The organism is Leuconostoc sp. C5, assembly GCF_056530425.1.
The window spans coordinates 1,693,942-1,708,434 of the sequence record NZ_CP134351.1 but is presented as its reverse complement, the minus strand read 5'-3'; the positions used below and the strand labels follow the sequence as shown (position 1 = coordinate 1,708,434).

The 14,493-nt window shown below is 37.2% G+C and carries 11 protein-coding genes and 1 pseudogene; 7 read left to right on the top strand and 5 right to left on the bottom strand.

Annotated elements, in window-relative coordinates; translation table 11 throughout:
• Positions 1-51 precede the first annotated feature (51 nt).
• The 3 genes from RHP56_RS08720 to RHP56_RS08710 all read left to right on the top strand — a co-directional run bounded on the left by RHP56_RS08720 (position 52) and on the right by RHP56_RS08710 (position 3,520).
• Positions 52-939, top strand: coding sequence for a prenyltransferase (locus RHP56_RS08720; protein ID WP_025268464.1), 888 nt, complete (start codon positions 52-54; stop codon positions 937-939).
• Between the two features lie 186 nt (positions 940-1,125).
• The gene (locus tag RHP56_RS08715) at positions 1,126-2,121 is read left to right on the top strand and encodes a D-2-hydroxyacid dehydrogenase (RefSeq protein WP_011680357.1); all 996 of its coding nucleotides are present in this window, start codon (positions 1,126-1,128) and stop codon (positions 2,119-2,121) included.
• A 160-nt stretch (positions 2,122-2,281) separates the two neighbouring features.
• On the top strand, positions 2,282-3,520 hold the full coding sequence (locus RHP56_RS08710; protein WP_011680356.1) for a PTS sugar transporter subunit IIC: 1,239 nt from the start codon (positions 2,282-2,284) through the stop codon (positions 3,518-3,520).
• Between the two features lie 261 nt (positions 3,521-3,781).
• Here the strand turns inward: RHP56_RS08710 and RHP56_RS08705 are convergent, their stop codons facing one another.
• Together RHP56_RS08705 and RHP56_RS08700 are read right to left on the bottom strand one after the other, a co-directional pair.
• Positions 3,782-4,159, bottom strand: a complete 378-nt coding sequence (locus RHP56_RS08705; protein ID WP_257999873.1) for an Rgg family transcriptional regulator — start codon at positions 4,157-4,159, stop codon at positions 3,782-3,784.
• A 53-nt stretch (positions 4,160-4,212) separates the two neighbouring features.
• Positions 4,213-4,434 (bottom strand): helix-turn-helix domain-containing protein, encoded by a 222-nt coding sequence (locus RHP56_RS08700; protein WP_011680354.1) that lies wholly within the window; start codon positions 4,432-4,434, stop codon positions 4,213-4,215.
• A gap of 300 nt (positions 4,435-4,734) precedes the next feature.
• On the opposite strand from RHP56_RS08700, the pseudogene RHP56_RS08695 reads away from it, so the two are divergent.
• Positions 4,735-4,821, top strand: a pseudogene (locus tag RHP56_RS08695) (KxYKxGKxW signal peptide domain-containing protein); the annotation flags it as partial.
• 80 nt (positions 4,822-4,901) lie between these two features.
• Here the strand turns inward: RHP56_RS08695 and RHP56_RS08690 are convergent.
• Positions 4,902-5,372 (bottom strand): magnesium transporter MgtE N-terminal domain-containing protein, encoded by a 471-nt coding sequence (locus RHP56_RS08690; protein WP_462794747.1) that lies wholly within the window; start codon positions 5,370-5,372, stop codon positions 4,902-4,904.
• Positions 5,373-5,442: 70 nt separating this feature from the next.
• On the opposite strand from RHP56_RS08690, the gene RHP56_RS08685 reads away from it, so the two are divergent.
• Positions 5,443-9,315 carry a glycoside hydrolase family 70 protein gene (locus RHP56_RS08685; protein WP_462794746.1) on the top strand — a complete coding sequence of 1,291 codons (3,873 nt, stop codon included), beginning with the start codon at positions 5,443-5,445 and terminating at the stop codon, positions 9,313-9,315.
• Between the two features lie 55 nt (positions 9,316-9,370).
• Here RHP56_RS08685 and RHP56_RS08680 read toward each other — a convergent pair whose 3' ends face one another.
• The gene (locus RHP56_RS08680; RefSeq protein ID WP_011680352.1) at positions 9,371-9,778 is read right to left on the bottom strand and encodes an ImmA/IrrE family metallo-endopeptidase; all 408 of its coding nucleotides are present in this window, start codon (positions 9,776-9,778) and stop codon (positions 9,371-9,373) included.
• A 6-nt stretch (positions 9,779-9,784) separates the two neighbouring features.
• Positions 9,785-10,174 carry a helix-turn-helix domain-containing protein gene (locus RHP56_RS08675; protein ID WP_050884272.1) on the bottom strand — a complete coding sequence of 130 codons (390 nt, stop codon included), beginning with the start codon at positions 10,172-10,174 and terminating at the stop codon, positions 9,785-9,787.
• Positions 10,175-10,326: 152 nt separating this feature from the next.
• On the opposite strand from RHP56_RS08675, the gene RHP56_RS08670 reads away from it, so the two are divergent.
• Both RHP56_RS08670 and RHP56_RS08665 read left to right on the top strand, forming a co-directional pair.
• A complete protein-coding gene (locus RHP56_RS08670; RefSeq protein ID WP_011680350.1) occupies positions 10,327-10,539 on the top strand; it encodes a helix-turn-helix domain-containing protein in 213 nt (70 codons plus the stop codon).
• An 84-nt stretch (positions 10,540-10,623) separates the two neighbouring features.
• Positions 10,624-14,358 (top strand): KxYKxGKxW signal peptide domain-containing protein, encoded by a 3,735-nt coding sequence (locus RHP56_RS08665; protein WP_462794690.1) that lies wholly within the window; start codon positions 10,624-10,626, stop codon positions 14,356-14,358.
• The last annotated feature ends 135 nt before the right edge of the window (positions 14,359-14,493 follow it).

Below are 14,493 nucleotides of genomic sequence, written 5' to 3'. Positions count from 1 at the left end.
GTGTCGTTTTTTGTTTTCTGATACAATAAATGTCAGAGGATTTATAAAATGATGACATATAAGCAGTTTTTAGACTTGGTGGAGATTCGGGTTGTTGTACCGAGTATTGCACCACTATTGGTTGGTTTAGCATATAGCCAGTGGCAGTATGCTCGTGTTAATTGGGTGAATACACTATTGTTAATTATTGCGACGGTTGCGGTACATTTAGCCGTTAATACTTTCAATCGTTATGAGGATAATAAACGCCAAAAAGAGAACTCTTTTTTGAGGGAGTCTGATGATGTTGAAGCAATTACTGATAAACAAGTATTGCATGTTGCAGAAGGCCTGGCATTGATAGCAGTGCTTGCAGGAGTTATTGTCGCTTTACGAACGGATTATATAACTTGGATTATTGGAATTGTTAGTTTTTTAATTGGTTATTTTTATTCTGCCGGACCAAAACCGATCACAAATACACCATTTGGTGAAATTGTATCTGGAATAACAATGGGCTATTTTATTTTCGTGGCTCAAGTATATGTAAACACACGCATGGTGCCGACAGGGAATGTACTGTTTCAATGGTTTATTGTCAGTTTACCATTGACTATTTTTATTGCAGAGATTATGTTTGCTAATAACATTGCTGATTATGATGAGGATCAAGCAAATGATCGACATACGTTAGTTCACTACATAGGCATTAAAAATGCGAAAAAAATATATGTCTTTTGGGCAATTTTAGCTTTTGTTGAAATTATACTCGTGACACTAGTTGGCTGGTTGCCAACAACTTCTTATACTTTATTAATTTTACTGCCGATTATTATCAAAAATGCACGTGCATTCGTGAATCATCCTGTCAAAAAAGAGACATTCATTTTAGCCATTAAAAATTTAGTTGTCGTTTTTATGGGGATGCTGGTTACTTTATTAGTAGGCATATTGTTATAGTTAGTAGAAAGTGCTTTAATTAGTGATTAAAGTAAAGAAAATGGAATGGGTTACATTTGCTTAACGACTGTCATTTGTAAGGGGTGAAATTTTTTCTGAAATCTATGCATTATATGGGCTTAATCGCGTGCGTTAGCTCGTGAAATAGGGTACAATTATAGATGAAATAAAATTTTGGAGGATCTTATGAAGATTTTTGCTTACGGCATTCGTGATGATGAAAAGCCATCACTTGAAGAATGGAAAGCGGCTAACCCAGAGATTGAAGTGGACTACACACAAGAATTATTGACACCTGAAACAGCTAAGTTGGCTGAGGGATCAGATTCAGCTGTTGTTTATCAACAATTGGACTACACACGTGAAACATTGACAGCTTTAGCTAACGTTGGTGTTACTAACTTGTCATTGCGTAACGTTGGTACAGATAACATTGATTTTGATGCAGCACGTGAATTTAACTTTAACATTTCAAATGTTCCTGTTTATTCACCAAATGCTATTGCAGAACACTCAATGATTCAATTATCTCGTTTGCTACGTCGCACGAAAGCATTGGATGCCAAAATTGCTAAGCACGACTTGCGTTGGGCACCAACAATTGGACGTGAAATGCGTATGCAAACAGTTGGTGTTATTGGTACAGGTCATATTGGCCGTGTTGCTATTAACATTTTGAAAGGCTTTGGGGCCAAGGTTATTGCTTATGACAAGTACCCAAATGCTGAATTACAAGCAGAAGGTTTGTACGTTGACACATTAGACGAATTATATGCACAAGCTGATGCAATTTCATTGTATGTTCCTGGTGTACCTGAAAACCATCATCTAATCAATGCAGATGCTATTGCTAAGATGAAGGATGGTGTGGTTATCATGAACGCTGCGCGTGGTAATTTGATGGACATTGACGCTATTATTGATGGTTTGAATTCTGGTAAGATTTCAGACTTCGGTATGGACGTTTATGAAAATGAAGTTGGCTTGTTCAATGAAGATTGGTCTGGTAAAGAATTCCCAGATGCTAAGATTGCTGACTTGATTGCACGCGAAAATGTATTGGTTACGCCACACACGGCTTTCTATACAACTAAAGCTGTTCTAGAAATGGTTCACCAATCATTTGATGCAGCAGTTGCTTTCGCCAAGGGTGAGAAGCCAGCTATTGCTGTTGAATATTAATATGATGGAATTCCCAGATTCAGTGTTTGGGAATTTTTTATCCGAGGGGTTTGTGAAAGAATAATCAAACAATTTTGATTATAGTATCGTGGTTTTGGGAGAGAGTGTGGCGCAGTGAGGGATGTGTCACAAATATGAATTGAAAAGAGGAAATGATAGTATGTCTATCAAAGCAGAAGGCGAGAAGTGGTCTGCCAAAGAATCGCAGGATTTGCGTAATGAAGAATATGCACGTAAAGCGAAAGAAAATGCCCCCGTTGAGTTTAGTGGTCAAACTGATTTACGTTTGAAAGATTTCTTTTTTAAGGTTTTGTCAGGTTCAGCGCAAGGTATTTTAATTGGTGTTTTGCCATCAGCTGTTATGAAGTACATCATTCAGTATTCAGGTCTGGGTACTACAGCATTTGGCGCTAATTTGAGTGCTATTTTAACGTTATTCACATCATTGATTCCATTTTTGATTGGTATGGCGGTTGCTTTACAGTTCAAAATGAAGAGCTTAGATGTTGGTGTTGTTGCGATAGCGACAGCCGTAGCTTCTGGATCAATCAAGTGGGCCGTCGCACCCAAGGGGTGGCTTAATCCAGTGACTGGCCTCAACTCTGTAGCACCTGCTAACGTTTATATAGCATCTGGTGCTGGTGATGTGATCAATGCAATGATCGTTTCCGCTATTGCGGTTTTCGTTACTTGGCTTGTTGCCCGCTACCTAAAAGGATTTGGATCAGTTGCTATTATTTTAAGTCCTATCCTTGTTGGTGGTGGCGTTGGTTTGGTCGGTAAAATGATTGCGCCTTATGTCGGGGATGTTACTACTTGGATTGGTCAATTAGTTGAAACATTTACTAAATTAGCACCTATACCTATGGCAATGTTAATTGCAATGGCTTTTGCCATTATCATTATTACACCAGTTTCAACTGTTGGAATTGCTTTGGCAATTAGTCTATCAGGAATTGGATCTGGTGCGGCTGCCATGGGTGTTGTTGCTACAACCATTGTGCTATTGATTAATTCATGGAAAGTCAATAAGCCAGGTGTAACAGTTGCTATTGCATTAGGTGCCATGAAAGGCATGATGCCATCAGTCTTTGCAAAGCCGGTGACAATGCTATCATTCTTGTTAGCAGCCGCGATTTCTGGTATTCCAGTTGCGTTGTTTAATATCCAAGGAACACCAACAACAGCTGGATTTGGTTATATTGGATTGGTATCACCAATTCAATCAATGGTCAAAGATCCTACTGTACCTTCAACAGTTATGAATCACTTCATTAATCCAGCGATTGCAGTTCTGGCATGGTTGGTTATTCCCATCATTGCAGGATTCATTGCACAATTTGTGTTTAGTAAACTATTGAAACTTTATACACCAATGGATTTCCAACAAGAGCTATAATAATTAGTTAATAAAGGATACATCTAAGAGTTTAGCTTTTAGGTGTGTCTTTTTTAGTGTCTTCAAAAAAAGGACTTGGTGTTTGAGTAATTGTTAAAAACTTATCAAAATTTTTCAAAGTAATATTTTGATGTAGGTACGTAGCAATACTATAGGCGTGCCTAACTTTGTTATTATTATTCTCAAACACCCCAGTCCAAAATAGTAGCCACGTTTGAAACTTAAAGTCATCGGTGTTAAATTTATATTTTTTAATTTTATCTAATAGATATCTAGTAAAGTCATCTTTTTTTGTATAATACTTGTTTCCAAAGCGTTAATCAATATTTTGCTCGCAGTTTCAACGGATGCCGTTGGCATATTATTCGTAGCGTACTGTTTAAGTATGTCAAATATGTAAGGTGTGATTCTTTCAACATGTATCATGTTAACTACATTCGCCAGTAAACATAAGTCATAGAACTGCCAGTAACTAATATTAAAAAAGTAATCAATCAATTCATTCTGATCGTCGATTGATGCGACTAGGAAATCTAAGTGATACAAAGTAGACAGCGACATTAAATAATAATGACGCATGAATGGGTCGCTAGGATTCTTGATTGTATCATTTTGTAATAATTGCGTTAATTGATTCAATTTTTGACGATCATTGTCTTGATAATATTGACTTAAAACAGTTGTCAGGGTTTTTAAGTTGTTTTTTTTTTTCCAAAAGCAGCCGAAAAATATTCTTCAAATGAAATGTTTAGGGCGTCACACAGTAAAAGTATGGTGTGATCAGTTGGTTCTGTCTTATTGTTCTCTATTCTAGACACCATTGATTGTGATCCAATTAAAACACCCAACCGTTGTTGAGATATTCCTCGTATTTTCCTAATTTCTTTGATAACAGATCCTTTTTTATTATTCATATCCTCAGTAACCTATAATTATTTAATTTTTTATATTTTATTTAAAAGCAGTGACTTATTATATATTAAAATAACCTTAATATTTTCTAATTATTCAATTCTGCATAATTTATTTTAAATATTTGTTTCATTATATATTAAAATAGTTAGTTTTAATGATTAACGTTTGTAAAAAACATTTGTTGACAAAACATTCTTAGTCATAAATGTTTAGGATATCACAAGCACAAATAACCGTTTTGATTAGAGAACATAGTAGTTATTTGTGACAAAAAGGGAAAGAATGAAGGGAAGAAGTAAATGAGAAATAGAAATACAACAAGCGTTTTCCGGAAAAAGATGTATAAATCTGGGAAAATGTTAGTCATTGCAGGGAGTGTTTCAATAATTGGTGTTACCAGTTTTATTCAACAAGCACAAGCTGATGTTTCACAAAACAATGGGGTAGTAGTGGCCACGGCAGTCGATCAATCGAATTTGGATGCGACTACGTCTGACAAATCAATCACAACAGATGATAAAGCTGCAACAACAGCAGCTACATCAACAGATGATAAAGCTGCAACAACAGCAGCTACATCAACAGATGATAAAGCTGCAACAACAGCAGCTACATCAACAGATGATAAAGCTGCAACAACAGCAGCTACATCAACAGATGATAAAGCTGCAACAACAGCAGCTACATCAACAGATGATAAAGCTGCAACAACAGCAGCTACATCAACAGATGATAAGGCTACAACAACAGCAGCTACATCAACAGATGATAAAGCTACAACAACAGCAGCTACATCAACAGATGATAAAGCTGCAACAACAGCAGCTACATCAACAGATGATAAAGCTACAACAACAACAGATACATCAACGGATGATAAAGCTGCAACAACAGCAGATACATCAACGGATGATAAAACAGCAACAACAGTCGGCACATCTGATAATAACAATTCAACTACAGCGAGCGATAAAGATGTCAGTTCATCGGCACAAAAAAGTCAAACGATTGATAACAATTCGAAGACGGCCGATACTACTGCAGCATTAGAAGCTAGTTCAAAGAATCTGAAAACGATTGATGGCAAAACATATTATTACGACGATGATGATCAAGTAAAAAAGAACTTTGCTACCGTAATTGATGGTAAGGTACTTTATTTTGATAAAGAGACTGGCGCATTAGCTGATACAAATGACTATCAATTTTTAGAAGGATTGACTAGTGAAAATAATACTTATACGGAGCATAATGCCTCAGTTGGTACATCTTCTGATAGTTATACAAACGTTGACGGGTACCTAACAGCCGACAGTTGGTACAGGCCTAAGGACATATTAGTCAACGGTCAAAACTGGGAATCATCAAAGGATGACGATTTACGACCATTGTTAATGACTTGGTGGCCAGATAAGGCAACACAAGTAAACTATTTGAATGCGATGAAGTATTTAGATGCCACTGAAACGGAAACTGTTTATACTTCAGATGACAGTCAAGACGCTTTGAACAAAGCAGCACAGAACATTCAAGTGAAAATTGAAGAAAAAATTAGTCAAGAAGGCCAAACACAATGGCTAAAGGATGATATTTCAAAATTTGTTGATAGCCAATCAAATTGGAATATTGCTAGTGAATCAAAAGGAACTGATCATTTGCAAGGTGGTGCATTGTTGTATGTCAATAGTGATAAAACACCAGATGCCAATTCTGATTATCGATTACTTAATCGTACACCAACAAATCAAACAGGCACGCCTTTGTATACGACAGATCCAACTCAAGGTGGTTATGACTTCCTCTTGGCCAATGATGTGGATAATTCAAACCCAGTTGTTCAAGCAGAACAACTAAATTGGATGTATTACTTGTTAAACTTTGGAGCAATTACTAATAACGATGCAGATGCTAACTTTGATAGTATTCGAGTAGATGCTGTTGATAACGTTGATGCCGACTTATTGCAAATTGCAGCTGATTATTTCAAGGCAGCATATGGCGTCGATAAGAGTGATGCAATTTCGAATCAACATGTTTCCATTCTTGAAGACTGGAGTGACAATGATGCTGAATATGTGAAAGACAATGGCGACAATCAATTGTCAATGGATAATAAATTGCGTTTGTCATTAAAATACTCACTCACTATGCCAGCAGTCGATCAATATGGTAATAAAAGAAGTGGATTAGAACCATTTTTGACAAATAGTTTAGTTGATCGTACAAATGATTCGACAGATAATACCGCACAACCAAATTATTCTTTTGTTCGTGCACATGATATTGAAGTACAAACAGTTATTGCTGAAATTATTAAACAAAGAATTGATCCGGATTCTGATGGCTTATCACCAACGATGGATCAATTAACAGAAGCGTTTAAAATTTATAATGCTGATCAGTTGAAAACGGATAAAGAATTCACACAATATAACATTCCAAGTACTTACGCCACAATACTAACGAACAAAGATACAGTGCCACGTGTGTACTATGGTGATATGTATACAGATGATGGTCAATACATGGCAACAAAGTCACTTTATTACGATGCAATTGATACTTTGCTGAAGTCTCGTATCAAGTATGTTTCTGGCGGGCAAACAATGTCTATGAAATATATGCAAGGTGATAGTAGTATGGCTGCTGACAGTTATAGAGGCATTCTGACATCAGTTCGTTATGGTAATGGTGCCATGACTGCTACCGATGCAGGGACAAATGAAACACGTACGCAAGGTATTGCGGTAATTGAAAGTAATAACCCAGATTTGAAGTTGAGCAGTACAGATCAAGTAGTTGTAGATATGGGCATAGCGCACAAAAACCAGGCTTATCGTCCTGCTTTGTTAACAACTAAAGATGGCATAGATACTTATGTATCTGATAGTGATGTCTCACAAAGCTTAATAAAATATACAAATAGTAATGGGCAACTTATTTTCAATAGTTCAGATATTGTTGGTACAGCAAATCCACAAGTTTCTGGATACTTGGCGGTCTGGGTACCCGTTGGTGCTTCAGATACTCAAGATGCGCGAACTGAAAGTAGTACAGCAACAACTACTGATGGACAAACATTACATTCAAATGCCGCACTTGATTCTCAAGTTATTTATGAAAGTTTCTCTAACTTCCAATCTACACCAACAACAGAAGCTGAATATGCTAATGTGCAAATTGCAAACAATACTGATTTATACAAGAGTTGGGGAATTACGAACTTCGAGTTTCCACCACAATATCGTTCAAGTACGGATAGTAGTTTCTTAGATTCAATTATTCAAAATGGTTATGCATTTACTGATCGTTATGATCTTGGATTCAATACACCAACGAAGTATGGTACTGTAGATCAACTCCGTACAGCTATTAAAGCTTTGCATGCGACAGGTATCAAGGCAATGGCAGATAGGGTACCAGACCAGATTTATAATTTGACAGGTAAAGAAGTGGTTGCGGTACAACGTGTCAACAACTCAGGAATCTATAATCAAGATTCTGTAATTAATAAAACATTGTATGCTTCACAAACCGTTGGTGGCGGAGAATATCAGGCACTATATGGTGGAGAGTTCCTTGATGAAATCAAGAAATTGTACCCTTCTCTATTCGAAAAAAATCAAATTTCAACCGGCGTACCAATGGATGCTAGTGAAAAGATAAAAGAATGGTCCGCTAAGTACTTTAACGGTACTAACATTCAAGGTCGTGGTGCTTACTATGTCCTTAAGGACTGGGCTACAAATGAGTACTTCAAGGTAAGCACTTCAAGCAACAGCAGTGTATTTTTGCCAAAGCAGTTGACGAATGAAGAATCAAACACTGGATTTATTTCAACTGATGGTGGGATGACATATTATTCTACAAGTGGATACCAGGCAAAAGATACATTCATCCAAGATGACAAATCTAATTGGTATTACTTTGACAAGAATGGTTATATGACATATGGTTTCCAGACAGTCAATGATAATAATTATTACTTCTTGCCTAATGGTATTGAATTACAAGATGCTATCTTAGAAGATAGTAAAGGAAATGTTTATTATTTCAATCAATATGGCAAACAAGCTGTTGATGGATACTACATGTTGGCTAATAAAACTTGGCGTTACTTTGACAAAAATGGTGTTATGGCTAATGCTGGCTTAACAACCGTGACTGTTGATGGGCAGGAGCATATCCAATACTTTGATAAGAACGGTATTCAGGTCAAAGGGACTTCCGTGAAAGATGCAGACGGAAAGCTACGCTACTTTGACACTGATTCTGGTGATATGGTGACGAACCGCTTTGGTGAAAACACAGATGGTACATGGTCATACTTTGGTGCTGACGGTATCGCTGTAACTGGTGCACAGACAATTAGTGGGCAAAAATTGTTCTTTGATGCTGACGGACAACAGATTAAAGGTAAGGAAGCGACTGATAAAAAGGGCAAAGTGCGTTATTATGATGCTAATTCTGGTGAAATGATCACTAATCGTTTTGAAAAGTTATCAGATGGATCATGGGCGTACTTTAATAAAAAAGGTAACATCGTAACCGGCGCACAAGTCATTAATGGTCAACATTTGTTCTTTGAAAGCAACGGTAACCAAGTTAAGGGTCGTGAATACACGGCTACTGATGGGAAGATGCGCTACTACGATGCAGATTCTGGTGATATGGTGACGAATCGCTTTGAACGAATATCAGACGGATCATGGGCATATTTTGGTGCTAATGGTGTTGCTGTAACTGGGGAACAAAATATAAATGGACAACAACTGTATTTTGATGCCAATGGTCATCAAGTTAAGGGAGCCGCAGTAACACAAGCTGACGGTAGCCAAAAATATTATGACGCAAATTCTGGAGAGCTGATTAAAAGCTAACCGAATTTAGCTAATAACACAAAAAAGTGTCATCAATTAATTGGTGGCACTTTTTTTATGCTAATATTTTTTCAACAAGATGCGTTATTTGACCAAGACCAAACGCTTCAATAAAGTGAAACCGCCGTTCCCAACGTTCTTGTTTTAAGGGGATTTCTGAGAAATAAAAATCTACTAAAATTTGGATAGCATGTAAATTAGCTTCCGTTTCATCTGATAATTTTGAAAGAGGAGAAAACGCGTAAGTATCGTTGCTTCTTGTATAAATTAAATGAGATATTTCATGCGCAATTCGAAAATAGCGACTGAAATTTGTTTTGTAATTATTGTTGATGATGATAGCTCTTTTACGACCATTGGCCACATCTGGGTCAAGTTCTGTGCCATCAATGTGTATTAATGTCAAACCATTTTTTTGCACGATTTGTTCAAGATAGTTTGAAATTCTGTCATCTATGTACACTGAAAATTAATCCTCTTTTGTTTTTTCATCGACATCTGGCAAGGTGCGGAGTATGGACAAAATTGCTTCGCGATATTCTGGGGATAAAGGTTTTCCTTCAAAAGACAAGAGCAAATCATCATCGGCAAATTGTTTGCCAAGATCTACACTATTGGGGTGTTTAGGTGCAGTATGGGAAGTAATTCCGGCAATATGTAATATTTCATCTTTTGATATTCTCAGTCCTTTAGCAATGCGATAAAGTGTTTCGACTTTAGGAATATTTTTATTGCCATTTTCAATCTGAGATAAATAGGCGGATGAAAAATTACCTTGTAGGGCAGCTTGACGAACAGTATAATGCTTTTTTTCTCTAATATGTTTAATTTTTTGGCCGAACTGTTCTTTTGTTACCATATATGCAAGCCCTCCTGTTAGTTGTTTACTTTTATTATATACAAATGAAAAACAAACATAAACACAATAAGTTGCAAAACAGAATATAAAACGTTTGACAATGTGATACAACGCCTATATAATGACACTATGATAAAGAATGGGGAAGATAAATGTCACTAACACTACAATTTCGAGATGCTACTTCAGTCAGAAAGGAAATCGCAATACGTGGGGAAAGTATTGCGATTTTTTCCAAAAGAATAGGGGTCAATTATTCATTGATGACAGAATATTTAAATAATAAGAAGCATCCATCACCACCAACGGCTAAAAAAATTGCTAAAGGACTTGATAAAGAAATCAAGGATATTTTTTTCATTTAAATGTTTGCTAAAGTTATACAATTATTGTTTAACGTTTATCAAAATGATATAATGAACACTTACAATAATTACTCGGGGGAGCATATGGAAAATAGAAAAGATCAATATAAATTATATAAGTCAGGGAAATTATGGATAACTGCAACGGTTGCTGTGGTGTTGTTTAACGCATCTGTAACAGTTGTCAGTGCTGATGATGGAAAGACTACAGAGCAAAGCAGTTTAGTTCAAAATGATAAAGATGTCGCTCTCGTATCAGAGAATCCATCGGACAATCAGACATCTATGGCGGTAGATGATACGGAAATTGTCAGTGCTGTTGAATCGGCTGAAAGTGTGGGGGTTGTTGTTAAACAGGAACCCACCCGAAGTAATATAGTGAGTGATTCTGAGAATACGGAGGATATTGCTAAGGTTAAAAACGATATTGCAAGTGACTATGAACAACAAATTGCTGAACTACAGAATGCTGAAAAGACGCAACAGCAAAATAATCAACAATTTAATCAACATACTGAAGAATACGAATCAGCTTTACATAAGGGGAAACAGCAAAATAAGGATGGCAAAACACAGATTGCAACATCAGCTGCTAAACAAGCATTGGATTTTGATACTTCAAAACCGGCGGATGAGAGTAGTCCAACGTCGAATATAGAACCCAGCAAAATCTGCACGGGTATTGGTTCACATTCAAATCTCAGCGATAGTACGAAAGTATGGGAATATGTAGGGCCACAGGTATTGAATGCTACAATCGAAAAAACGTGGTCACGTTCAGGAAGTATCGAGGATGCTGATGGCAATAAGCGAAGTGTCGATTTTCACGAAATTTTCCATGATTTTCAATTACAAAATGGCAATTGGAATGACACTAACAACTATAAGGAGTCTGGCATTCCGCATTTAGCTATCAGTAGTAATGCCGTTGATAACATATGGGCAACGAATCTAAATTGGCAAACAACTTTCTGGTTTACCTATAGTGATAGTCATGAAGTTGTACCGATTTCTAAGGTTCCTGGTTCAAATGAGGAACCTAAAGTATATTTCTTGTCTGGATCCTTAAGTTCGACAAATTTTGCTGGTCCAGAGTGGGATAACTGGAACGGTAATCGCAAAGAGTATGTTCAAACGAATGACGCCAAAACAGCTATTATTAATGAGCAATCAACAATTGGCTTAGATTATATCAGCGCTGATGGCATTGCAGACAATGCCCCTGATGGACTTGCCTATGTAAACACAAGTGCTGATTTCCAATCCCCAAATTGGGATGAGGATACTAACCCACAACATTATGCTATTGAAGAAGGTGTATCTTTTACAGATTTTACAACGGATAAACCAACATTGTATATTGGTGCAGTTCCGATGAATAAAAATGCGCGTTGGTGGCATGAGAATCATAATATGAATTCTGATGAACTAGCATTTTTGAAAAAGCCGGAAAAGATTGATCCAGTTACGGTTACTTATCATTTAAATACTATAACGTACGAAAAAAACAATAATATTCAACCATTAGTAGCAGAAATTACTGATTCAGATCCCGAAGTTCATCAGGAAAATGAAGTATCAAATGATACAAGAACACCTGAAAATAATCAGAAGGGTTATGGTGCAGCAACTAGCCCAGCTTTGACAGAATCAAGCGTGAAAAATCAATCTGAAGTCACAGTCCACTATGTTCTTAAGAGGATAAATGGCAAAGAATTACAGTCGACGCAAACTATTAAGGGAACTAGTGGTCAATCTTATTACGATGAAGTAGGTAATTTCATTGGCAATAATTCAGACGAAGATGTAACCACATATGAGATTCCAGAAACATTTAATCAAGAAGTGGCAGGCATTACCAATTCTAATGATGGATTACTACATTATACTTATACAGCAGATGGTAATGGCGGTGTATTTACTGAGCAAAAAAATATTTCTAATCCAAAACAGAATGTTTGGGTGATTTATACTTATTCTGTTGATGGCAAGAACGGCCAAGACGGAAAAGATGGCGTAAACGGCATCGATGGTCAGAACGGTGTCGATGGCAAAAACGGCGTAAACGGTATAGACGGTCAGAACGGTGTTGATGGAAAAGACGGCGTAAACGGTATAGATGGTCAGAACGGTGTCGACGGAAAAAATGGCGTAAACGGCAAAGATGGTCAAAATGGTGTCGATGGCAAAGATGGCGTAAACGGTATAGACGGTCAGAACGGTGTTGACGGCAAAGATGGCGTAAACGGTATTGATGGTCAAAATGGTGTCGATGGCAAAAATGGCGTAAACGGCAAAGATGGTCAAAATGGTGTCGATGGTAAAGATGGCGTAAACGGTATTGATGGTCAAAATGGTGTCGATGGCAAAGATGGCGTAAACGGTATAGACGGTCAGAACGGTGTAAACGGCAAAGATGGTCAAAATGGTGTCGATGGCAAAAATGGTGTAAACGGCATTGATGGTCAGAACGGTATAGACGGTCAGAACGGTGTAAACGGCAAAGATGGTCAAAATGGTGTCGATGGCAAAAATGGTGTAAACGGCATTGATGGTCAGAACGGTGTCGACGGCAAAAATGGCGTAAACGGTATAGACGGTCAGAACGGTGTTGACGGCAAAGATGGCGTAAACGGTATTGATGGTCAGAACGGTGTCGATGGCAAAAATGGCGTAAACGGCAAAGATGGTCAAAATGGTGTCGATGGCAAAGATGGCGTAAACGGTATAGATGGTCAGAACGGTGTCGATGGCAAAGATGGCGTAAACGGCATCGATGGTCAGAACGGTGTTGATGGCAAAAATGGCGTAAACGGTATAGACGGTCAGAATGGTGTCAATGGCAAAGATGGCGTAAACGGCATTGATGGTCAGAATGGTGTCGATGGCAAAAATGGCGTAAACGGCATCAATGGTCAAAATGGTGTCGATGGCAAAGATGGTGTAAACGGTATAGACGGTCAGAACGGTGTCGATGGCAAAAGTGGTGTAAACGGTCTTGATGGTCAAAACGGTGTCGATGGAAAAGACGGCATAAACGGTCTTGATGGTCAAAACGGTATCGATGGTAAAGATGGCGTGAACGGTATCGATGGTAAAGATGGCGTGAACGGTATCGATGGTAAAGATGGCGTAAACGGTATAGACGGTCAGAATGGTGTCAATGGCAAAGATGGCGTAAACGGCATTGATGGTCAGAATGGTGTCGATGGCAAGAACAGTTTAAATAATCAAGAGGCCTCAAATAGTATTGAGGACAAAGATGTTGCAGACAGCATTGATACTAAAAAAGGGCGAGACAATACGGAGAACTTTAAAAGTAATACCTTAAGTACATCCAAAACAAGCGGTGATGCCATAGAGGAAATGATAGTCAAAGAAGAGTGCTCACCTACTGAAAACAACAATCAAGTTCAAGAAAAGCAAGTTTCAGCTAACGATGCAGATAACGTACCTAATCAAGGGTTAGAGAGTTATTATCAAGCCGATCACAATTCTGATCAAAGCACTTTTTCAGCCGATCAATTAAAGAAAAATGATTTAGCTGCTATCATTGGGGAGACAAGTAGTTACCACAAAAGTGAGCAAAACCAGAATGAAGGAAAGACATTGCATACGGATAATTTAGAATCAAAAGATAACGCCAATGATGTAGTTTCTCAAAAAGATATTGAAAAACAGAAAATAAATCAATCCAAAAATAATGGGTTACAGCTCCCTAAAACAAATGGACACCGATATTTTGCATCGGCATTGGAAGCCGTTTTACTAGCGATGTTGCTTATAATTTCTAAAGTATACAAAAAGATTAGAATATGATGTAATAAATAACAATGATATTTATTTTTAATTACTTTATATTTATTATTACCAACACGATTTATTTATAAAAATACTAATTTTATTATTTCGTATATTTATTACGAGACATACTAGTCTTGTTAAATACCTCTT

Excerpts from the sequence above, each read along its gene's own strand:
- RHP56_RS08675 (WP_050884272.1), bottom strand. The coding sequence starts at position 10,174 with ATGGTAACAAAAGAACAGTTCGGCCAAAAAATTAAACATATTAGAGAA.
- RHP56_RS08710 (WP_011680356.1), top strand. The coding sequence starts at position 2,282 with ATGTCTATCAAAGCAGAAGGCGAGAAGTGGTCTGCCAAAGAATCGCAG.
- RHP56_RS08670 (WP_011680350.1), top strand. The coding sequence starts at position 10,327 with ATGTCACTAACACTACAATTTCGAGATGCTACTTCAGTCAGAAAGGAA.
- RHP56_RS08715 (WP_011680357.1), top strand. The coding sequence starts at position 1,126 with ATGAAGATTTTTGCTTACGGCATTCGTGATGATGAAAAGCCATCACTT.
- RHP56_RS08665 (WP_462794690.1), top strand. The coding sequence starts at position 10,624 with ATGGAAAATAGAAAAGATCAATATAAATTATATAAGTCAGGGAAATTA.
- RHP56_RS08700 (WP_011680354.1), bottom strand. The coding sequence starts at position 4,434 with ATGAATAATAAAAAAGGATCTGTTATCAAAGAAATTAGGAAAATACGA.
- RHP56_RS08720 (WP_025268464.1), top strand. The coding sequence starts at position 52 with ATGACATATAAGCAGTTTTTAGACTTGGTGGAGATTCGGGTTGTTGTA.